This window comes from Alphaproteobacteria bacterium (assembly GCA_041396705.1).
Classification (GTDB): domain Bacteria; phylum Pseudomonadota; class Alphaproteobacteria; order CALKHQ01; family CALKHQ01; genus CALKHQ01.
This window is the reverse complement of sequence record JAWKYB010000013.1, coordinates 141,598-161,623: the sequence shown is the minus strand read 5'-3', so window position 1 is coordinate 161,623 and position 20,026 is coordinate 141,598. Positions and strand designations below refer to the sequence as shown.

Sequence of the window (20,026 nt, the reverse complement as noted above, 5' to 3'; positions counted from 1 at the left end):
TTATTCGCCGACGGCCGCCGCGGCCGCGCGGATCAGCTCGGCGGCGGCGGTCGCCTGCAGCGCGCGCACGTCCGGCGCGTCGCCGCCGGTGCCGATGCCCCATTCCCGGTGCGCGCGCCGCACCGCGTCGAGCACGACGCGGCTCAGTTCCGTCGGCACGGTCGGGCGGGCGATCAGGAAGCCTTGGCCGTAGTCGCAGCCCAGCGCGACCAGCCGGTGCAGGATCTCGATCTGGTCGATGCCCTCGCCGACCACCTCCATGCCCAGGCTGTGGGCGAGGTCGATGGTCGAGCGCACGATGGTCGCGTCGGTCGGCGAGCCGAGCATGCGCGACACGAACGAGCGGTCGATCTTCAGCTCGCGCACCGGCAGCCGGCTGAGGTAGGCCAGCGACGAGTAGCCGGTGCCGAAGTCGTCGATCGACAGGCGCACGCCGATCTCCGCCACCTCGTGCGCCACCTGCAACGCGCCCTCGGGGTCGTGCATGATGGCGCTCTCGGTGAGCTCCAGGGTCAGCCGGCCCGGCGCCAGCGCGTGCTGGCACAACAGATCGTCGACCATCTTCGGCAGGTTGCGGTCGTGGATCACCTGCGCCGACAGGTTGACGGCGACCGACATCGCCAGCCCGCGCTTCTCCCAGTCCGCCATCTGCCGGATGGCGGTGCCGAGCGTGTTGATGGTCAGCGCCCCGATCAGGCCGGTCTGTTCCGCCTGCGGAATGAACTCGGTCGGCGAGACCTTGCCCAGCGTCGGGTGGTGCCAGCGCAGCAGCGCCTCGGCGGTGAACGGCCGGAACCCGGCCAGGCACAGCTTGGGCTGGTATTCCAGCCGCATCTCGTTGTCCTCGACCGCCCGCTTCAGCTCGCCGGTCAGGGTCAGGTGGCGGATCGAGTTGCGGTCGACATGGCTGTCGTAGGTGGCGAACCGGGTACGGCGCTGCTTGGCCTCGTACATCGCCACATCGGCGCAGCGCAGCAGATCCTTCATCGAGCCGGCATGGTCGGGAAACAGCGCCACGCCGATGCTGGCCTCGACGCCGAGCGACAGGTCGCGCAGCATGAAGGGCTCTTCGATCCGCGCGGCCAGCGCCTCGGCGACCTGTTGCGCGGTCTGCTGGTCCGGAACCGGGTCGATCAGCAGGGCGAACTCGTCGCCGCCCAGCCGCGAGACGAAGCCGAACTGCGGGTCCTGCAGCCGCAGCCGGTCGGCCAGCCGGCACAGGAGGTCGTCGCCGATGTCGTGGCCGAGGGTGTCGTTGATCTCCTTGAAGCGGTCGAGGTCGAGCAGCAGCAGGGCGAAGCGGCTGCCGGCGCCGTCCGCCGCGGCCAGCCGCGCCTCCACCGTCTCGGTCAGCAGGGTGCGGTTCGGCAGGCCGGTCAGCGGATCGTGGGTGGCCTGATGGCGCAGCGTCCCTTCGTGGCGTTTCCGCTCGCTGATGTCGCGCAGCACGATGACGTGGTTGGTGCTGTCCTCGCCGCACACCGACGTCACCGCATATTCGATCGGCAGGGCTCGCCCGTCGGCGTGGGCCAGCAGGCCCTCGCGATAGCGGCCGTCGCGGGTGGCGAGGTCGATGTCCGGGATCAACCGCTCGATCCGGCAGTCGCCGGCGGCCAGCCATGGGCGGCCGATCAGGGCGTCGGCGGCGGCGTTGGCGACCGCGACCAGGTTGTCGGCGCCGACGATGAGGATGCCGTCCTGGCTGGTGGCGAACACGCTCGCCATCAGCGCCTCGACGTCGCGCACGCGCGCGGCGCTGGCCACCGCCAGATCGGCGTTGCGGCGCGCGCCGATATGCTCGCGCTGGACCAGGAAACGGCCCATCGCCGAGTCCGGCCGGGCGGCCAGCTTCTGCCAGGATCTCATCGCGGCAAGCGGCCCCGCTGAAGGCTCGGCGTCATCGCGCGTCCCGCCAGCGACCGATGACCGACTTGATGAACTCTGGCGTGATGTCGTCCTCCTGCCAGCGTTCGCTGAACACGGCGGTGGCGCTGTGCGGCCGGCTCTCCGGCGGCAGCGAATCGAACATCAGGCGCATGGGCACCGACACGCCTTCGCCGACGGCGATGGCCTCGCCGTTGCGCAGGGCCGGCAGCAGCTCCATCAGGCCGCCGCTCCAGTCGGGCAGGGTGCCCTGCACGAAGTCCTGGTCGGCCTTGCTGGTCAACCGCATGGCGAACACGGTGCTGCACTGCGACAGCGCACCGGCGGCCAGGTCGGCCGGGCGCTGGCTGACCAGGCACAGCGACACGCCGTACTTGCGGCCCTCCTTGGCGATCTGCGCCAGGATGCGCTTGGTCGGCTCGAAGCCGGCGCCGGCCTGCTCCGGCAGGTAGCGGTGGGCCTCCTCGCAGACCAGCAGGATCGGGATCGACTGGCTGCTGAACAGCGCGAACTCGAAGGTGATGCGGCCGAGCACGGAGACGATGACGCTGAGCACGTCCGACGGCAGGCCGGACAGATCGACGATGGTGATCGGCTTGCCGTCGACCGGCACCCGGAACAGGCGCGACAGCACTGCGCTGAGGTTGTCGCGCAGCGCGATGCCGGAGAACATGAAACTGTAGCGCGCGTCCTCGCGCAACGCCTGCAGCCGCGACTTGAGCCGCAGATAGGGAGTCAGCGCCTCGCTCTTGTCGAGCCGGCCCATCTCCTCTTCCAGCAGCTTCATCAGGTCGGTGATGCGATAGGGCACCGGCGTGTCGACCGTGATCGGGCGGCGCTCCTCGTGGCCCTGCGCCTGGTAGGCGCGCTTGGCCGCGACGACCAGCGTGGTCAGGATGTTGATCTCCGCCGGCGCCTCGCGCAGCGGCTTGTCGGTGCGCAGGACGACCGCGGCCAGCTCTTCCAGGCTGAACAGCCAGTAGGGCAGTTCCAGCGTGGTGCTGTCGACCACCTCGGCCATGCCGAAAAAGGCGGGCGCGTATTCGCAGTGCGGATCGAGCAGCACGATGTGCGCATTCGGGTTGCGCTTCAGGATGCGCTGCAGGATCAGCGCGGTGGCGCAGGACTTGCCGGTGCCGGTTCCGCCCAGCACCGCGAAATGCTTGCCGAGCAGGTCGTCGGGCGCGACGGTGGCCGGGATCGAGTCGTCGTGGTGGACCTTGCCGATGCTGACGGTCGAGCGCCCGGCATTGGCGTAGACGGTCGCGATGTCGTCGGTGCCGGCGACGCTGACCGGCGCGCCGACCGCCGGCACCAGCGACACGCCGCGCTGGAAGCGGGCGCCGGATTCGGTGTGCGACGCCTCGCCGAGAAGGTCGAGCTCGGCAAAGACCTGCGAGTCCGCGGAAGCGACGGAAGCGGTGGGCTCGGTGACCGCAGTGACCAGGCCGAACACCCAGTTGCGGGCAACCGGAATCTTGACGATCTGGCCGGCGTGCAGGCCGGAATTCGGATCCTCGGCATCATAGCGTCCGCGGTCCGTGACCAGGATCACCATCTGCGATCCCGACACGCTGGCGACGCGCCCGACGACGTCCGAGGCTATCTGTCCGACGTGTCCGCCGTCCATTTCGCTACCTGCAGCTTCACTCTCTCCGCCATGCCTGAAGCCTAGCAGCGGGGGCATGAAAGGCCGGTTAATTTCAGCGCCGCGAAGTTGTAGAACGCACCCGCTCTGCGACCCTCAACGGCGGGTCCGGCGCGGGTTCAGCGCCTCCTGCAGGCCGTCGCCGAGGAAGTTGAACGCCAGCACGGTGACGAAGATGGCCAGGCCCGGATACAGCGCCAGGCCGACCGAACGCCCGATCGTCTCTTCGGCGTTGCTCAGCATCCCGCCCCAGCTCGGGGTCGGCGGGTTGATGCCGAGTCCGAGGTAGCTGAGCACGGACTCCACCAGGATCACGCCGCCGACCGCCAGCGTCGTCGCCACGATCAGCGGCGACAGGATGTTGGGCAGGATATGGGTGGCGACGATGCGCAGGTCGCTGGCGCCCAACGCCTTGGCGGCACGCACGAATTCCCGCTCGCGCACGCTCAGCGCCGAGGCCCGCACCAGCCGCGCGGCGGTGGTCCAGCCGAACAGCGCGACGATCACCACGATGCGCCAGATGGCCGCAGCCTCCGACCGGGCGAATTCCGCCGACAGCCCCAGCTTGCCGAGGTCGAGGGCGGCCAGGATGATCAGCAGCGGCAGCACCGGCAGCGCGATCACGCCGTCGGTCACCCGCATCAGCACGCTTTCGATCCGCCCGCCATAGTAGCCCGCTGCCAGCCCGACAACGGTGCCGATCAGGCTGGCGACGATGGCGCCGACGAAACCGACCAGCAGCGAGACCCGGCCGGCATGGAGCAGGCGCACCAGCACGTCGCGGCCGGCGGCGTCGGTGCCCAGCCAGTTGTCGGCCGTCGGCGGGCCGTAGGTGTTGAACAGGTCCTCGGCATAGGGGTCGATGCCCAGCCAGCCAGCGACCGCGGGCGCCAGTACCGCGCTGGCGATCATCAGGACGATCACGACCAGGCTGATCATCGCCGGCCAATGGCCCGCGAAGCGCCGCCAGGCGCCGTCGGCGCGCTGCGGGGCATGCAGGACATGCGAGGCGACGCTGCTCATCGCGGCCTCAGCGCAGCGTCACACGCGGGTCGAGCCACGCATAGGCGAGGTCGGCCAGCAGGTTGGCGATCAGGATGGCGAATGTGGCCAGCATCAGCGCGGCCAGCGCCAGGTTGTAGTCGTTGGCGAACACCGCGTCGTAGATGGTGCGGCCCATGCCGGGGTAGGCGAACACCTGCTCGGTGACCAGCGCGCCGGAGAACAGCGTGCCGAAGTCGAGCGCGACGATGGTCGCCACCGGCATCATCGCGTTGCGCAGGGCGTGGCGGTAGACCACGCGCCGGTTGGAGGCGCCCTTGGCGCGCGCGGTGCGGACATAGTCCTGGCCCAGCGCCTCGGTCATCGCCGCGCGCACGTGGCGGATGTAGACGGCCAGGCTGGCCACGGTCAGCGCGGTGACCGGCAGCACCTGGTAGCTCAGCCAGCCGAAGAAGCCGTCGCGCTCGACCGAGCCGCCGCCGCCGGGCGGCAGCCATTTCAGCGCCACCGAGAAGCCGTACATCAGCAGCAGCGCCAGCCAGAACGGCGGTACCGACACGCCGGCGAAGCAGAACAGGTTGACGCCATAGTCGGTGGCGCTGCGCGGGCGCTGGGCGACCAGCACGCCGGCGGGGATCGCGATCGCCAGCGACAGCACGAAGGCGGCGCCGAGCAGGATCAGCGTGTTGACCAGGCGCGGCAGCAGGATCTCGCCGACCGGCACCCGGTAGGTGCGCGAGTAGCCCAGGTCGCCGCCGAGCACGTCGCCGGCCCAGTTGACGTAGCGGGTGACCAGCGGCTGGTCGAGGCCGTAGCGGGCCTTCAGCCGCTCGGCATCGGCGCTGGTCAGCTCGGGATCGGAGCGCACCATCACGTCGATCGGGTCGCCGGGCATCAGCCCGATCAGGCTGTAGGTGGCGAACGAGACGGCAAGGCTGACCAGCAGCAGGCCGAACAGGCGGCGGACGAGGAATGCCCCCATGGGCGCGCTGCCGCGCTACTGGCCGCCGTCGTTGCGACGCCAGTGCTCGACATACAGGGTCGACGGGTCCATGTGGCCGGTCGGCGTCACCCCGTCCAGCCAGAGCGGCAGGATGAACGGCTGGGCGCGGTAGTACAGCGGCAGCACCGGCAGGTCGGTGGCGTAGACGGTCTGCAGCCGGTCCCACAGCGCCTGCTTCTCCGGGTCGTCGCAGGTGGTCTCCAGCGCGTCGATGACCTCGTCCATCTCGGCGCTGACGTAGCCGGGATAATTCTGGCCGGCCCAGTTGTTGGCCTCGGTGGGGATCATGGTGGAGTGCAGGGTGGTGCGCGGGATGTTCTCCGGCGAGCTCAGCCAGGCGAACATGATCATCGCATCGAAGTCGCGCCGCGCCAGCGTCTCGCCGAACAGCACCCGGGCCGGCTCGTTCTTCACCGTGACGTCGATGCCGGCGCGCCGCCACTGGCTCTGCAGCACCTGCTCGACCAGCTCGCGGGTGGCGTTGCCGGCGGTGGTCATGATGGTCAGGGCCAGCGGCTCGCCGGCGGCGTTGGTGCGGATGTCGGCGTCGGGCCGGAACGTCCAGCCGGCCTCGTCCAGCAGCTGCGCCGCCCGCGCCGGGTCGAATGCGTAGGTCGGCACGCCGTCGAAATAGACCGAGTCCTGCGGGTTGACCGGGCCGGTCGACACCGGCTGATGACCGGCGAACAGGCGGTCGGAGATGGTCTGGCGGTCGATCGCGTGGATCAGCGCCTGGCGCACGCGCAGGTCGGCCAGGATCGGGTTGTCGAGATTGAGGTCGATGTGCTCGTGGAACAGCGCCGGCTTGAAGATCACGTCGTATTCGTCGCCGTGATTCTCCTCGAAGGCGATGGCCTGATCGATCGAGATGCCGTCCTCGCCGGCGATCATGTCGATCTCGCCGGCCAGCAGATTGGCCTCCAGCGCCGGCGTGCTCTCGATCGGCCGCACCCGGATGGTGTCGAACCAGGGCTGTTCGCCCCACCACAGCGGGTTGCGGGTCATGGTGATCTCGCCGCCGAACTCGATGTCCGACAGCACATAGGGCCCGAACCACAGCCCCGGGTTGGTCGGGTCGGTCTCGTACAGCGAGCGCTCGGCATAGGCCGACGGCTCGGCCTCGAACAGCGCGCGCTCCAGGTGGGCGGGCACAAGCTCGAAGTTGTTGATCAGCTCGAAGCCGCACGACACCTTGTCCCACTGGATGGTGAAGGTCTTGTCGTCGCGCACGTCGATGGCGACGATGTCGTTGGCGAACAGCTCGAAATTGATCGTGCCGGATTGCGGGTGGCGGCCGACCTCCCAGGTGAACAGCACGTCCTCGGTGGTGATCGGCACGCCGTCGGCCCACTGCGCCGCCGGGTCGATGGTGTAGGTCGCCGCCCAGCCCCTGCCGCCGCCCAGCTCGGCCGGAATGTCGCGGATCTCGGCGGTGCCGTCGGCGACGCTGGGCAGTGCGGTGCACAGGAAGCAGTGGCCCTCCCAATCCGGGCCATAGGCGGTGAACGGCCGCCGCGTCATGCCGTGGATGTAGCTCTGCACCACATGCGCCTCGGTCAGCGGGTTCAGGTTGGACGGGTACTGGCTGACCCCGATGACCAGCTCGCGGTCGCCGTCGGCCGCGGCGGTGCCGGCCAGCGCGCCGGCCGCGATTGCCGCAAGGCCACCCAACCCAAGCCACTTCATGTCGCCCACCTCGCCCGTTGCCCAGCAGGAAACCGGCAGCATGGGCCGCAAAATCGGCGCCGACAAGCGGCTTGCCGGAAGCGGCGGCTCAACCGCCCGTGAGGCCGCGGCCGGCCAACATGGCGCGCATGGCGTCCGCCGGCGCCGACTCGGCGATGCGGCCGCGCCGCAGCAGCACGGCGCGCCCGGCGACGGCGAGGGCGGCGCGTGCGTTCTGCTCGGCCAGCAGCACGGCGGTGCCGGCGGCGGCAATCCGGGCGACATGGCGCATCACGTCGCCGACCAGGGCCGGCGACAGGCCGAGGCTGGGCTCGTCGAGCAGCAGCACCCGCGGGCCGGTCATCAGCGCCCGGCCGATCGCCACCATCTGCTGCTGGCCGCCGGACAGGGTCCAGGCGCGGGCGGCTGCCTTCTCGGCCAGCGCCGGCAGCAGCGCCTCGACGCCGGCAAGCCGCTGCGCCACCGCCGCGCGGCCGCCGCGTGCGCCGGCCAGCAGGTTGTCGCGCACGGTCATGCCGGGAAACATGCGCCGGCCTTCCGGCACATAGCCGAGGCCGGCCCGGGCGCGCCGCTCCGCCGGCAGCCGGCTGACGTCGGTGCCGGCGACATGCACGCTGCCGGCGGCGGCGTCGACCAGTCCCATCGCCGCCTTGATCAGCGTCGACTTGCCGGCGCCATTGGGGCCGAGCACGGCCAGCACCTCGCCCGGCGCGACCGCGAGGTCGAGGCCGTCGACGGCCGGCGCCTCGCCGTAGCGCACGACGAGGCCGCGGATCGCCAGCGCCGGCACGGTCACGGTGCCGCCTCGCCGCCGGCGGCAGGCCGAGATAGGCCTGCCGGACCGCCGGGTCGGCCAGCACCGCGTCCGGCGGGCCGTCGGCGATCCTGCGGCCGGCGTCCAGGCAGACCAGCCGGTCGCACAGGCCGGCGAGGTAGTCGACATTGTGGTCGACGATCAGCCAGGTGGTGCCGTCGCCGCGGCTTGCCTCGATCAGTGCCGTCAGCCGTTCGCGGTCGTCGTCGGCGAGGCCGGCCGCCGGTTCGTCGAGCAGCACCAGCCGCGGCCGGCCGGCCAGCGCCCGCGCGATCTCGACCAGCCGGCGCTGGCCGAAGGCGAGGGCGGCGACTGGCGTCGCGGCCAGTCCCGCGATGCCGCACCTTTGCAGGCCCGCGGCCGCCGCCGCGCGCGCGCCGGCCAGACTGGTGGCGCCGGCGTCGCCGAGCGCGGCGTTGTCGATGACGTCGTCGCCGTCCAGCAACATCGGCTGCTGGAAGCAGCGGGCGAGGCCGCACGCGACACGCCGGTGCGCCGGCAGGCGGGTGGCGTCGGCGCCGAACAGCGCCAGCGTGCCGGCGTCGGGCCGCTCGAACCCGCAGACCAGGTTCAGCAGCGTGGTCTTGCCGGAGCCGTTCGGACCGATCAATCCGCAGACCTGCCCCGGCGGCAGCGCCAGCCGGTCGAGGTCGACGGCGACGACGCCGCCGAAGCCCTTGCGCAGGCCGGCGATCGCGAGCGCCGGTGCGTCGCCTGCGGCCGCGGCCGGTGGCTGGGCCCGGATGGCGGCGGGCTGGGCGGCGCCGCCGTGTCTCGCGCCGTGGCGCCGCCCGAGGCGGTCGACCATGGCGGCGAGCCCGGCGGGCGCGAACACGACGATCGCCAGCATCGCCGCGCCATAGGCCAACAGGTAGTACCGGTCGAGGAAGCCGGAACCACTCGGGCACGTGGGTCAGCAGCAGCGCGGCGACCAGCCCGCCGGCGAGGCTGAGCCGGCCGCCGATCACCGTCATCGCCAGCGTCAGCACCAGGATCGAGAAGGCGGCGCGTCGGGCGAGATCACCCGGGTGGTGTGGACGTAGAGCGCGCCGGCCGCCCCGCCGAACGCGGCGCTGAGCAGCAGCGCGGCGAAGCGCAGGCTGGCACGGTCGATGCCGACGGCCGCCGCCGCCAGCGGCCGCTCGCGCTGCAGCGCGTAGCGCAGCCGGCGCCAGGGCGACAGGACCAGGCCCGCAATCGCCAGCCCGGCGCCGACGCAGATCCAGACCGCGACGAAGGTCGGCAGCCCGCGGCCGAGCGCGACGCCGAACAGCACGATGCCGGGCACGTTCGGCAGGCCGTTGGCGCCGCCGGTCGCCGACTCCCAGTTGACCGCGACCAGCAGCGCGACCTGGCTGATGCCGAGCGTGGCCAGCGCCAGATAGTGGGTCTCCAGCCGCAGCACCGGCACCGCCACCGCCGCGGCGACCAGGCTCGCCGCCGCCACCGCCAGCGGCATGGTCAGCGCGAACTCGGCGCCCAGGTGCAGGCTGGCCAGCGCGCTGGCATAGGCGCCGATGCCGAAGAAGGTGCCCTGCGCCAGCGACAGCGCGCCGGCATGGCCGAAAATGAACTGGTAGCCGGCCACGTTCAGTGCCCAGACGCCGGCCAGGGTCAGCACGCGCAGGCCATAGGGCCCGGCGCCGGTCAGCGCATAGGCCAGCATCGCGGCGACGGCGAGCATGGCGATGGCCGTGCTGGGGCGGAGCGGGGGCAGCAGCCGCATCGGCGCCTCAGGCCCGCACCCGCGCCGCCTCGCCGAGCAGGCCCTGCGGCCTGAACGCCAGCACCAGCAGCAGGGTGGCGTAGAGCGCCGCCTCGGCCCAGACATAGGAGACCAGCGCGGCGCCAACGACCTCGAACGCCGCGATCACCAGCGCGCCGACCGCCGCGCCGCCGATCCGGCCCCAGCCGCCGATGGTGACCGCGATATAGGCCTTCAGCATGAACTGGCCGCCGTCGGTCGGCGTCAGGAACAGCTCATGCCCGGTCATCAGCCCGGCCGCGCCGGCCAGCCCCGCCGCGGCGGCGAAGCTGGCGAGCGTCATGGCGGTGACCGGGATGCCAAGGCTTCGCGCGATCTCCGGGTCCTGCGCGCTGGCGCGCAGCCAGCGGCCGAGCCGGGTGCGTTCCAGCAGCCAGGCCAGCCCGCCGATCAGCACCGCCGCCGCGGCCAGCGTCGCCGCCTGCTGGCCGGACAGGCCGAGCCAGGGCAGGGCCGCCGCGCCTTCGCCGAGCAGGGCCGGGGTGGCCCGCGGCGCAGCGCCGAAAGCGGCGGTCAGGCCCTGCTGGATGACGATGCCGACTGCAATGGTGGAGACGAACACCGCCGTCGGCGGCCGGTCGCGCAGCGGCAGGTAGGCGACCAGCCCGCAGAGCAGGCCCAGCGCCATCATCGCCACGATCACCAGCGGCAGCAGCAGGATGGCGGGCAACGGCAGCACGCCTGCGACCAGCACGGTGGCGAAGCCGCCCGCCACCACCCAGTCGCCATGGGCGAAGTTGACCGCGCCGACCGCGTTCAGCACCAGCACGAAGCCGATCGCCATCAGCGCGTAGGCCGCGCCCAGCGCGGCGGCATTGGCCAGCAGCGGCGCCAGCGTCATCGGCTATTCGCCGGCGGCCGGCACCGCATAGCGCTTGACGATCGCCGGCGTGCGGCTGGTGCCGTCGTAGCAGATGATCACCGCGTCGTGGGCCATGTTGCCGCCGTCGGCGTAGCTGTAGCGCATCGCCAGCCCGTCATAGGGCGTCTCGGTCAGCCAGGCGCGCAGCGATTCGGCGTCGGTCGCGCCGGCCGCCGCGCCGGCCAGCACCATCCGCACCGCATCGTATTGGGTCAGCGCATAGGCATCGGGCTCGGTGTCGAATTCGGCGCGATAGGCCTCGGCCCAGGCCTGCACCGCCGGCCGGTCGTCGGCGTTCGGCGCGGCCCCGCTCTCTGCGCAGACCCCGGCCAGCTCGGCCGGTTCCAGCAGGGCAGCGGTCGCGGGCTGGTGCATGGCCGATCCGGCGATGATCGGCAGGTCGAGGCCCATCGCGCGGGCCTGCTTGATCACCAGCGCGGTGGAGCCGGCGTGCAGGTGCAGGATCAGCCCGTCGGCGCCGGCCTCGACCGCCTTGCTCAGCACCGGCAGCATCTCGCGCGCATCGACCGGCAGGCCCTCTTCGAGCACCGGCGTCACGCCCAGCGCGGCCAGGTTGGTCTTCAGCTGCTCATAGCCGCTCTGGCCGTAGGCGGTGGTCTGGTAGATCAGCGCCGGCGCGCGCATGCCCATCGCGTTGACCGCATAGTCGGCGTGCGCGACCTTGACCACGGCGTCGCCGGGAAAGAAGCGGAACACCCAGGGATTGCCCTGTTCGGTGATGGCGGCGGTGCCGGAGATCGTGACCAGCGGCACGGCGTAGTCGGCTGCCAGCGGCAGCAGGGCCAGCATCTGCGTGCCCAGCATCGGCGCGACCACGGCCAGCGGCTCGCCCTCGCCGAGGGCGCGCTCCATCGCCGTCACCGCCTGCTCCGGCGAGACGTTGGTGTCGGTAACCTCGCTGCGCACCGCCAGGTCCGCTGGCGCCTCGTCCAGCGCCATCACCGCGCCATTGCGCTGGCTGGTCCCCTCCAGCGCCAGGAAGCCGGTGATCGGCACCAGCACGGGGACGTAGATGTCGTCCGCCAGCGCGGCGGTCGCATGGGCAAGGCCGGCGGCCGCCACGGCGGCCGGCAACAGCGGCCGGAACAGCATGATCGTGATCCTCCCGTTCAGCGCTGGCGGCAACCCGGGCGACGGACGCGGACCGAGGGCATGAACGTGGAGGCGTTGGTTGGGTGACGGTGCGTCACGCGACAAGCTCCCTGCGCCGGCATTACCCGGATCCGGTTCGATGGGTCTGCTCTCAGCCCGGCACTGCCGGACACCCCAGCTCGTCGTCATAATGTGGACGGATTCGGGGCGCTGTCAAATGGCGCAGGACGGTTGCGGAGGAGGGCGCGCGATGCGGCGCTGGCTGGCGGTGGTTGCGGTGGTGTTGGGCGGCGCACATCTGGCGGCGCCGGCCGAGGCCTGCGAGGGGACGACCGCCGATCCCGCAATCGCGGCGCAGGCGCAGGCGATCGGCGGCGCGCTGCCGCTGGCCTATGTCGGCACCTTCCAGTGGGACGGCGCGCCCCAGGGCGACCCGGTCGCGTTCACCTTCACCGACTGTCGCATCGACGGCGTGATCCTGCTGAACGGTACCGGTCAATATCTGGCCAGCGGTACCACCATCGACCTGCTCGGCCGCCTCGCCGGCGGCAAGATCGTGCTGTTCGAGGCCAATCCGCGCGACGGCCGCGGCGGCTTCGTCACCGACGGCCGCCACCACGGCTCCATCGCGCCCGACCTCAGCCGCATCTGCGCGACCTGGGTGACCGATGTCAGCGGGGAACGCGGCCTGCTGCGCCTCGGCTTCACGGCGGCGGACGCCGCGGCCTGCGACGGCAGCGCGCCGATCAGCTGAGCGTCCTCGACTCGGCCCCGTTCACGCGCTAGCACTCGGCCCGCGAACAACGGGGCGGACGATGGCGGACCGGACGATCAGTTTCTACGACCTCGAGGCGATGGATGCGGCGGCGCGGGCGGCGCTGCTGGTGCGGTCTGAGGCGGACCTCGGCGAGTTCATCGCGCGGGTGCAGCCGATCATCGACCGGGTCAAGGCCGAGGGCGATGCGGCCCTGGCCCATTTCGGCCGCGCGTTCGACAAGGCCGCCGTCGCCGCGGACGCGATCCGGGCGACGCCGGGAGTCGACGCCGCCTTCGCCGAGGTCGAACCCGACGTGATCGATCGATCGAGTACGCGGGCCTACGGCATCCGCCCATTTCCACCAGCGCCAGAAGCCGGAGCCGATGTGGCTGCACGAGGCGCGCCCGGGCGTGTTCGCCGGCGAGAAGTGGGAGCCGATCCCCTCGGTCGCGCTCTACGTGCCGCGCGGCAAGGGCGCCTTCCCGTCGGTCGCGCTGATGACCGCGATCCAGCGGTGGTCGCCGGCGTGCCGGAAATCGCGATGATCACGCCGCCGCGGCCCGACGGCGGCGTCGACGCCCGACGCTGGTCGCGGCCCGGATCGCCGGCGTCGCCAACGTCTACAAGTGCGGCGGCGCGCGGCGTGGCCGCGGTCGCCTACGGCACCGAGACCGTGCCGAAATGCGCCAAGATCGTCGGCCGGGCAGCCCCTGGGTGGTGGCCGCCAAGCGCGTGCTGGCCGGGGTGATCGACACCGGCCTGCCGGCCGGCCCTTCCGAGGCGATCGTGCTGGCCGACGAGACCGCCGACGGCGCCATCGCCGCGCTCGATCTGATCGTCGAGTCCGAGCACGGCCCCGACAGCTCGGCCTTCCTGGTCACCAACAGCCGCAAGGTGGCGGAGACGGCGCGCGACGCCATTCCCGGCTACTGGGGGCAGATGGGCGAGCAGCGGGTCGGCTACTCGTCGACGGTGCTGTGCGGCCCGCGCGGCGGCATCGTGCTGGCGCCGGACATCGCCGCGGCGATCGGCTTCGTCAACGACTATGCGCCCGAGCACCTGGAGATCGTCGCCGACGAGCCGATGACCTATCTCGGCCGCATCCGCAATGCCGGCGAGGTGCTGCTGGGCGCCAGCACACCGGTGCCGCTGGGCAACTTCGTGCTCGGCCCCAACGCCGTGTTGCCGACCTCGGGCGCGGCGCGCACCCACTCGCCGCTGTCGACCTACGACTACATGAAGCGCATCTCGATCGGCCAGGTCACCGCGGCGGCCTATCCGGAGATGGCACGCCATGCCGAGCGGCTGGCCCGCTACGAGGGCTTCGACGGCCACGCCAACGCGGTCTCCGCGACCCGCGACCGGGTGATGGCCGCCGGCAAAGCGCGGGCGTGACCGCCGCCTCGCCGCTCGCCGCCGCCCGCGCCGCGCTGGCGGCGGGCGACCAACCGGGCGCGGAGGCCATCCTCGCCGCCTTCGTGGCGGAGGAGTTCGCGCTGCCGGTCGCCGCGCTGTCGATCCGCCGCGACGGCTATTCGCTCAACTCGGTCAACGGCTTCGTCGACCTTGCCGACGGCCGGCGCTTCTTCTTCAAGTTCCACCAGGAGGAGGGCGAGGAGGCGACGGTCGAGGAATATTACCGCGCCGAGCTGCTGGCCGAGGCCGGCTATCCGGTCGACCGGCCGGCCTATGTCTGCCGCGCGGTCGGGCGCCAGATCCTGCTCTACGAGGCCCGCGAGACGCCGCGCTTCGCCGACCTGTGCAAGGCGGCCGAATTCGCCGCCGACCCGGCGACCCTGCGTCCGCTGGTCGAGGCGCAGATGCGGCTCGACCGGCTGGTCGGCGAGCGCAACGTCGCGACGCTGCACGGGGCGGAGGCCGCCGACTACGCGGCGGAGCCGCTGCTGCAGCTGTTCGTCTGGCGGTTGGTCGACGACAAGGCCGACGCCCGGCTCGGCGGCCGCGCGCAGCGCTTCTACAGCGGGCGCAGCCTCGTTTTCCCCGGCCTGTCGCTGCCGGCGGAAGAGCTGCGCCGGCTGACCTGGCGGATCAACGGGCGGGACTATCCGGCCACGCTGGACGGACTGTTCGCCGACGCGCTCGCCCAACTGCGGCCGCAGCCGGCCGGCCGCTATCCGGCCGTCGTCGCCCATGGCGACGCGCACAATGCCAACGTCTGGTACGACGACGGACAGCTGAGCTGGTTCGACCCGGCCTTCGCCGGCGCCCACGTGCCGGCACTGCTCGCCGAGGTCAAGGCGACCTTCCACAACATCTTCGCCCACCCGCTGTGGCTCTATCATCCGCAGGAGGCCGATGCCCGGCTCGCCGCCTCGGCGCGGCGCGAGGGCGACGTGCTGGTCGTCGCGCACGACTGGGCGCCGACGCCGCTGCGCCAGGCCTTCCTCGACAGCAAGGCGGCGCTCTACTGGCGGCCGGTGCTGGCCGCGCTGCATGGGCGCGGCATGTTGCCGGCGGATTGGCGGCAGACCGTGCGGCTGGCGCTGTTCTGCTGCCCGACGCTGGTCATGAACCTCAGCGCCGGCTGCGGCATGGGTGCGGCGATCCACACGCCGAAGACCTCGCTGGTCGGCCTGTCGATCGCGGTGATGTGCGGCTGCGCACCGGCCGACGGCGACGATCTCGTCAGCCGTTTTCTCGACAGCGTCGATCCGGCGGCATAGGCGCGATCAGGCGGCGGCGGCGTGGCCGACCCAGTCGGCCAGCGTACCGACCATGGCGCCGAGCACGGCCATCAGCGGCCGTGCCTTGGCCTCGTCCCAGACCCAGGGCGGACCCTCGGTCATGTAGGCGGCCTGCACGATCTCGATCTGCAGCGCGTGGACGCCCTGCTCCGGCTGGCCGTAGCGCCGCGTGATGTAGCCGCCCTTGAAGCGGCCGTCGTGCACGGCGCTGAAGCCCTTCGCCTCGGTGCAGACGCGCCATGCGCGCGCCGTCAGCGCGGGCGCGGCGCTGGCGCCGTCGGCGCTGCCGAGGTTGAGGTCGGGCAGACGGCCGTCGAAGAAGCGCGGCGCATGGGCCGGGATCGAGTGGACGTCGAGCAGCACCGCGATGCCGTGGATCACCTTCATCCGCGCCAGCTCGGCATAGAGCTGGTCGTGATAGGGCATCCAGTAGCGGCCGACCCGCTCGGCAAGCGCCGCCGCGTCGGGCGGCGCGTCGCGATAGATCGGCTCGTGCGCGAAGGTGGTGGTCGGCACCAGGCCGGTGTTGTCGGCACCGGGATAGAGCGGGGTGCCGGTGGGATCGCGGTTGAGGTCGACGACATAGCGGCTGTGGGTCGCTGTCATCAGGGTCGCGCCGTGCGCCAGCGCCACTGCGGCCAGCCGGTCGGCGAACCAGTCGGTGTCGGCGACGGCCAGCGCCGCCGGCGTCATCGTCGCCGCGATCGCCGGCGGAATGTGGACGCCGGCATGGGGCACGTTGACCAGCACCGGGATGGTGCCTTCGCTGACGTGGTAGAGGGCGGGCTCGCTGGGCGCCTGGCTCATGGTCGTCGCACTCGTCGCTGGGCGCGCGGCGGGCCACGCGCCGAAAAAATGTCGCAATTGCGGTTTCGGTTGCCCAGGCGCTTGCGCCGGGACGACGCAGCCGGCGATGCAGGAACCGTGCCTTGCCGGCCAAGCTGTGCTACGCCGCCGCAGAAAGACTTAGAGCATAGTGCCTTTGCCTGAAAGCCCCGTTACCTCCGCCGCGGAAAGGGAATGGCCGACCACCTGATCACCTCGACCGACCTGCGCGGCCTGCGCGCGCTCGGCCTGCAGGGCGAGCGGGTGTCGGCGGCCTATGCGCAGTTGTCGGCATTGCTGCGTGCGCGGCTGGGCCCGACCCATGCGGCGCTGTTCGCCGAGCCGCAGGCCGGCGCCGACGACATGGTCGACTGGTACGCCGCGGTCGACGGCCCGGTGACGCCGCTGGTGCTGCTGGACGGCGACGCGCGCGAGGCGGCCGAGGCGCGGATCGGCGAGATCGTTGCCGACATCGAGACGCTGGCGACCGCGCTGGTCGACGGCGGCCGGGACGAGGAGGTGCTGCTGGGCCGCATGCTGCGGCTGGCGATCCACCTGCCGGCGGCCGACCGCATCTACATGGTCGGCGACCAGCCGGTCGCGGTGTGCTGGGGCTATGTCGAGGAATCCGCCGCCGAGGACGCGGCGAGCGCGCTGGTCGCATTCATCAGGACGCCGTCGTCGGCCCCGGTCCCGCCGCCGCAGCCGACGGTCCAGCCAGCGCCGGTGCCGGCAGCGGTCGCACCGCCGGCCGGCTTCGGCTGGCAGTGGGCGCTGCTGCTCGCCGGGCTCGCCGTGGCGGCGATCCTCGGCGCCTGGCTGCTGCGCGACATCGGCCGCGAGCCTGTGGTCGCCGCGGCTACGGTGCCGCCGCCCGATCCGGCGCCGCCGGTCGCTGCCGGCCCGCCGCCGCGCCACGACGAGCTGGCTGAGGCGATCGGCCGGGCCCGCGATCTCCGGGTCTGGCTGGCCGGGCTGGAGCACCAGCTGGCCGAGCGCAAGGCGGCCTGCGAACCGCCGGAACTGATCGTGCCGGCCTCGCTCGCCGGCGATGCCGAGGCAGACGGTGCCGAGGCGGACGATGCCGCCGCCCCGGAAGCCGCCGAACCGGCGCCGGACGATGCCGACGACGCAGCGGCGGACGATGCCGAGGCCACCGAAGCGGCGGACGATCCGGAGGAAGAAGCGACGGCGACGGACGGCGCGCTGGTGATCCCTGACTCGGCCGTGGCCAATGCCGAGCTGGCCTTTCTGGAAGGCTGCTGGCAATCGACCACCGACCTGGTCAACCAGGACGATGTGCCGCTTGGCATGCGCTACTGCTTCGCCGCCGACGGCAGCGGCGACGTCACCGTGACCGAGGGCGAGGGCGACGCGGAGGATGGCACGCTGTGCAAGGGCCCGGTCCGCGCCACAATCTCGCCCAATCGCGGTCTCATCATCGCAACCGATGAGGACATCGAGTGCGAAGATGGCAGTTCCTATTCGTCATGGCGGATCGAGTGCACGCAGGGCGACGGCGGCGCCGCGGCCTGTGCCGGCGCCCATGGCGACGGCGGCACCTTCGAGGTCTCGATCCAGCGTTGACAGCGCGCCGGCCGGTGCGGGCCGATGCGGCGCCCGGTCCTGATGGCGGCGGTGATGCTCGCCGTGGCCGGCGGCGGAGTCGGTGCGGGATGGCTGGCCGCGCTGGCCGAGGCCGGCCGGGGTGCGGCCGCCGAGAAGGCGGTCGAGCCGCTCGCGGACCGGGCGGCCGTGCCCGCCGCGCCGGACGCGCCGGCGGACCCGGACGCCATGGCACCGCTCGCGCGCCTGCTGGCGGCGGCGGACCGGGCCGACGGCCTGGAGCGGGAGCTGGCGCGGTTGCGCTGGCAGGTGGCCGCGCAGCGCCGCGCCTGTCGTACCGAGGAGCCGCCTGCCGCCGCGCAGTCGCCGGTGCCGGAGCAGTTGGCCGCGGCCGGCCCGCGTTCGGCCATCTTCAACCCGGCGCAGCCGGCGGTGGAACCGGCGCCCGAGCCCGCTCCCGGGCCGGCAGTGGCGCTGCCGGCGGCGACGCCGCAGCGCGAGCGCGCGCCGGAGCCGGTGCGGGTCGCCGTGGCGGAGCCGGCCGTGGAGCCGCCGGCGGTCCCGATGCCGGTCCAGCCGCAGCCGCAGCCGCCGGTGAGCTATCGTCCCGGGCAGACGCTGGCGGTGCCCGAAGCCGCGATTCAGACCGGCGACCTGGCCTTCCTGGAAGGCTGCTGGATCTCTTCACCTTTTGCCAATCCGGTGAATGGTAATGCCGCGACCAAGAGCTATTGCTTCGATCGCAACGGCAACGGCCAGATGAATTTCCGCGACCGCGACGGCACCACCTGCACCGCGCCGATTCAGGCGCGCTGGGAACCCGGCCGCCGGCTGGTGATGGAGGAGCCGCGCGACGGCACCTGCTCGAACTTCGGGCCGTGGTACCGCGAGGCGACCAACTGCAGCATCGGCGGCGACGGCCAGGCGCAATGCAACAGCTATGAGTTCTTCCGCCGCTTCAACTATGCCACGCGGCTGACGCGGAGCTGACCGGGATGGCGGACACACCCATGCGCAACCGCGGCGTGCCCTGGCCGGTCTGGGCCGGGCTCGGCGCCGTCCTGCTCGGGCTGGCCGGCCTGGTCGGCTGGCGGCTGGTCGACGAGCCGGCGCAGGCGGCCGACGCCGAGACCGCCGTGGCGCCGGCGCCGGAAACGGTCGCCCTGGCGGAGCCGCCGGCCGCGACACCGGACCCCGAGCGCGAGAAGGCACTGGTCCAGCTCGCCGCGCTGAACGATGCCCGGGCCCAGGGCACCGCGCTGGCCGACGAGGTTTCGCGCCTGCGCTGGGCACTGCTCGACCAGCGCCGTCAGTGCGTGGTCGACGAGCCGCCGCCGCCGGTGGAGCCGCAGGTGGCCGAGGCCGAGCCGCCGGGCGAGCCGCCGGTTGCACCGGAGCCGCCCGCGGTCGAAGAGCCCGCCGCCGAGGAGCCCGCGCCGTCCGAGCCGGTGGTGGTCGCCGCGGTCGAGGTCGAGCCGGAGCCTGTCGCGGTAGCGGTCGCCCCGCCGCCTCCGCCGCCGCCCGCGCCGGGCCGTCCGGCGCTGGTGCCGGCGCGCGAGGCCCCGCCCCCGCCGCCCCCACCGCCGCCGCCGGCCGAGCCGGTGCAGGTGGCCGATGCTCCGGTCCAGGTTGCCACCACGACGGTGCCCGCGCCGCAGCCGCAGGCCCTGCCGGGCTGCCCGGCGCCGCGCCCGCCGGAGGAGGCGCCGGAGGTGGTGTTCGTGCTCGATGCCTCCGAGAGCATGATGATCCCCTATGGCGCGCCGGCCGGCATCGACGAGCAACTGCAGTCGATGGCGCGCGGCGGCCTGATGGGCGGCCAGCAGGCGGAGGCGATGTTCCAGCAGCTGATCAGCCAGTCCGGCGCCAAGCGCATCGATAGGGCCAAGCAGGCGATGATCGGCGTGATCCAGTCGACCCCGGCCGATGTCGACATGGGGCTGATCACCTTCCACGACTGCGGCGACGTGCGCAATTTCGGCTACTACGACAGCGGTGCGCGCGGCGCGCTGACCAACCGTATCGCCGGCACCCGCGTCGGCCGCGGCACGCCGCTGGCCGACAGCATGACCGCCGCCGGCAACCTGATCCGCGGCGGCCGCTCGGCCAGCGACCCCGCCTACATGGTGGTGGTGACCGACGGCAACGATTCCTGCGGCGGCAACCCCTGCGCGGTTGCCCAGCGGCTCGCCGCGATCTATCCAGGGCTGATCATCAATGTGATCGACCTGTCCGGCACCGCCAACCTGCAATGCGTCGCCGGCGCCACCGGCGGCCAGCTGGTCCGGCCCGAGGGCAGCGGCGGCCTGACCGACATGGTGCGGCGCGCCGCCGGCCAGCCCGACGTGCCGGCGCACTGCCTGCAGGGCCAATAGGGGCGGCGGGAACGGAACCGA

18 protein-coding genes and 1 riboswitch are annotated in these 20,026 nt (G+C 72.5%); of the genes, 8 read left to right on the top strand and 10 right to left on the bottom strand.

Going from position 1 to position 20,026, the window contains the following annotated elements:
* From R3F55_18750 to R3F55_18725, 6 genes are all read right to left on the bottom strand, one after another.
* Complete coding sequence (locus R3F55_18750; protein MEZ5669433.1) at nucleotides 1–1,866, bottom strand: EAL domain-containing protein; 1,866 nt, start codon at nucleotides 1,864–1,866, stop codon at nucleotides 1–3.
* A 31-nt stretch (nucleotides 1,867–1,897) separates the two neighbouring features.
* A complete protein-coding gene (locus R3F55_18745) occupies nucleotides 1,898–3,442 on the bottom strand; it encodes an ATP-binding protein (GenBank protein ID MEZ5669432.1) in 1,545 nt (514 codons plus the stop codon).
* A 186-nt stretch (nucleotides 3,443–3,628) separates the two neighbouring features.
* Entirely contained in the window at nucleotides 3,629–4,555 is a 927-nt protein-coding gene (locus tag R3F55_18740; GenBank protein MEZ5669431.1) for an ABC transporter permease, read from the bottom strand.
* 7 nt (nucleotides 4,556–4,562) lie between these two features.
* A complete protein-coding gene (locus R3F55_18735; GenBank protein MEZ5669430.1) occupies nucleotides 4,563–5,516 on the bottom strand; it encodes an ABC transporter permease in 954 nt (317 codons plus the stop codon).
* A gap of 15 nt (nucleotides 5,517–5,531) precedes the next feature.
* On the bottom strand, nucleotides 5,532–7,223 hold the full coding sequence (locus tag R3F55_18730; protein ID MEZ5669429.1) for a peptide ABC transporter substrate-binding protein: 1,692 nt from the start codon (nucleotides 7,221–7,223) through the stop codon (nucleotides 5,532–5,534).
* Between the two features lie 88 nt (nucleotides 7,224–7,311).
* The gene (locus R3F55_18725) at nucleotides 7,312–8,019 is read right to left on the bottom strand and encodes an ABC transporter ATP-binding protein (GenBank protein MEZ5669428.1); all 708 of its coding nucleotides are present in this window, start codon (nucleotides 8,017–8,019) and stop codon (nucleotides 7,312–7,314) included.
* Between the two features lies 1 nt (nucleotide 8,020).
* Here R3F55_18725 and R3F55_18720 point away from each other — a divergent pair, with 1 nt between their 5' ends.
* The gene (locus tag R3F55_18720) at nucleotides 8,021–8,989 is read left to right on the top strand and encodes a hypothetical protein (GenBank protein MEZ5669427.1); all 969 of its coding nucleotides are present in this window, start codon (nucleotides 8,021–8,023) and stop codon (nucleotides 8,987–8,989) included.
* 30 nt (nucleotides 8,990–9,019) lie between these two features.
* Here R3F55_18720 and R3F55_18715 read toward each other — a convergent pair whose 3' ends face one another.
* The 3 genes from R3F55_18715 to R3F55_18705 are packed head-to-tail and all read right to left on the bottom strand — an operon-like array spanning nucleotide 9,020 to nucleotide 11,777.
* Nucleotides 9,020–9,763, bottom strand: a complete 744-nt coding sequence (locus R3F55_18715; protein ID MEZ5669426.1) for a branched-chain amino acid ABC transporter permease — start codon at nucleotides 9,761–9,763, stop codon at nucleotides 9,020–9,022.
* A 7-nt stretch (nucleotides 9,764–9,770) separates the two neighbouring features.
* Nucleotides 9,771–10,643 carry a branched-chain amino acid ABC transporter permease gene (locus R3F55_18710; protein ID MEZ5669425.1) on the bottom strand — a complete coding sequence of 291 codons (873 nt, stop codon included), beginning with the start codon at nucleotides 10,641–10,643 and terminating at the stop codon, nucleotides 9,771–9,773.
* A gap of 3 nt (nucleotides 10,644–10,646) precedes the next feature.
* Complete coding sequence (locus tag R3F55_18705; GenBank protein ID MEZ5669424.1) at nucleotides 10,647–11,777, bottom strand: ABC transporter substrate-binding protein; 1,131 nt, start codon at nucleotides 11,775–11,777, stop codon at nucleotides 10,647–10,649.
* Nucleotides 11,778–11,867: 90 nt separating this feature from the next.
* A riboswitch (TPP riboswitch) is annotated at nucleotides 11,868–11,964 on the bottom strand.
* 63 nt (nucleotides 11,965–12,027) lie between these two features.
* Between R3F55_18705 and R3F55_18700 the strand changes: the two genes are divergently transcribed.
* The 4 genes from R3F55_18700 (at nucleotide 12,028) to R3F55_18685 (ending at nucleotide 15,218) form a co-directional block, all read left to right on the top strand.
* Nucleotides 12,028–12,531 carry a hypothetical protein gene (locus R3F55_18700; GenBank protein ID MEZ5669423.1) on the top strand — a complete coding sequence of 168 codons (504 nt, stop codon included), beginning with the start codon at nucleotides 12,028–12,030 and terminating at the stop codon, nucleotides 12,529–12,531.
* Between the two features lie 386 nt (nucleotides 12,532–12,917).
* On the top strand, nucleotides 12,918–13,079 hold the full coding sequence (locus R3F55_18695; protein ID MEZ5669422.1) for a histidinol dehydrogenase: 162 nt from the start codon (nucleotides 12,918–12,920) through the stop codon (nucleotides 13,077–13,079).
* A gap of 40 nt (nucleotides 13,080–13,119) precedes the next feature.
* Nucleotides 13,120–13,929, top strand: a complete 810-nt coding sequence (locus tag R3F55_18690; GenBank protein ID MEZ5669421.1) for a histidinol dehydrogenase — start codon at nucleotides 13,120–13,122, stop codon at nucleotides 13,927–13,929.
* On the top strand, nucleotides 13,926–15,218 hold the full coding sequence (locus R3F55_18685) for a hypothetical protein (protein ID MEZ5669420.1): 1,293 nt from the start codon (nucleotides 13,926–13,928) through the stop codon (nucleotides 15,216–15,218). The genes R3F55_18690 and R3F55_18685 overlap by 4 nt, the downstream gene beginning before the upstream one ends.
* Nucleotides 15,219–15,224: 6 nt before the next feature.
* On the opposite strand, the gene hutG is transcribed toward R3F55_18685, so the two are convergent.
* Complete coding sequence (gene hutG, locus R3F55_18680) at nucleotides 15,225–16,046, bottom strand: N-formylglutamate deformylase (GenBank protein MEZ5669419.1); 822 nt, start codon at nucleotides 16,044–16,046, stop codon at nucleotides 15,225–15,227.
* A gap of 213 nt (nucleotides 16,047–16,259) precedes the next feature.
* Here hutG and R3F55_18675 point away from each other — a divergent pair, with 213 nt between their 5' ends.
* From R3F55_18675 to R3F55_18665, 3 genes are read left to right on the top strand one after another with little or no spacing between them, the layout of a single operon-like run.
* Entirely contained in the window at nucleotides 16,260–17,651 is a 1,392-nt protein-coding gene (locus tag R3F55_18675) for an SrfA family protein (protein MEZ5669418.1), read from the top strand.
* 24 nt (nucleotides 17,652–17,675) lie between these two features.
* Complete coding sequence (locus R3F55_18670; protein ID MEZ5669417.1) at nucleotides 17,676–18,620, top strand: hypothetical protein; 945 nt, start codon at nucleotides 17,676–17,678, stop codon at nucleotides 18,618–18,620.
* 5 nt (nucleotides 18,621–18,625) lie between these two features.
* Nucleotides 18,626–20,005 carry a VWA domain-containing protein gene (locus R3F55_18665; GenBank protein ID MEZ5669416.1) on the top strand — a complete coding sequence of 460 codons (1,380 nt, stop codon included), beginning with the start codon at nucleotides 18,626–18,628 and terminating at the stop codon, nucleotides 20,003–20,005.
* Nucleotides 20,006–20,026: the final 21 nt, after the last annotated feature.

Bases quoted from the DNA above. Each gene is read 5' to 3' on its own strand.
- R3F55_18750 (MEZ5669433.1), bottom strand. From the start codon at position 1,866: ATGAGATCCTGGCAGAAGCTGGCCGCCCGGCCGGACTCGGCGATGGGC.
- R3F55_18695 (MEZ5669422.1), top strand. From the start codon at position 12,918: ATGTGGCTGCACGAGGCGCGCCCGGGCGTGTTCGCCGGCGAGAAGTGG.
- R3F55_18745 (MEZ5669432.1), bottom strand. From the start codon at position 3,442: ATGGTGATCCTGGTCACGGACCGCGGACGCTATGATGCCGAGGATCCG.
- R3F55_18710 (MEZ5669425.1), bottom strand. From the start codon at position 10,643: ATGACGCTGGCGCCGCTGCTGGCCAATGCCGCCGCGCTGGGCGCGGCC.
- R3F55_18670 (MEZ5669417.1), top strand. From the start codon at position 17,676: ATGCGGCGCCCGGTCCTGATGGCGGCGGTGATGCTCGCCGTGGCCGGC.
- R3F55_18735 (MEZ5669430.1), bottom strand. From the start codon at position 5,516: ATGGGGGCATTCCTCGTCCGCCGCCTGTTCGGCCTGCTGCTGGTCAGC.
- R3F55_18705 (MEZ5669424.1), bottom strand. From the start codon at position 11,777: ATGCTGTTCCGGCCGCTGTTGCCGGCCGCCGTGGCGGCCGCCGGCCTT.
- R3F55_18715 (MEZ5669426.1), bottom strand. From the start codon at position 9,763: ATGCGGCTGCTGCCCCCGCTCCGCCCCAGCACGGCCATCGCCATGCTC.
- R3F55_18730 (MEZ5669429.1), bottom strand. From the start codon at position 7,223: ATGAAGTGGCTTGGGTTGGGTGGCCTTGCGGCAATCGCGGCCGGCGCG.
- R3F55_18665 (MEZ5669416.1), top strand. From the start codon at position 18,626: ATGGCGGACACACCCATGCGCAACCGCGGCGTGCCCTGGCCGGTCTGG.
- R3F55_18740 (MEZ5669431.1), bottom strand. From the start codon at position 4,555: ATGAGCAGCGTCGCCTCGCATGTCCTGCATGCCCCGCAGCGCGCCGAC.
- hutG (MEZ5669419.1), bottom strand. From the start codon at position 16,046: ATGAGCCAGGCGCCCAGCGAGCCCGCCCTCTACCACGTCAGCGAAGGC.
- R3F55_18700 (MEZ5669423.1), top strand. From the start codon at position 12,028: ATGCGGCGCTGGCTGGCGGTGGTTGCGGTGGTGTTGGGCGGCGCACAT.
- R3F55_18675 (MEZ5669418.1), top strand. From the start codon at position 16,260: ATGGCCGACCACCTGATCACCTCGACCGACCTGCGCGGCCTGCGCGCG.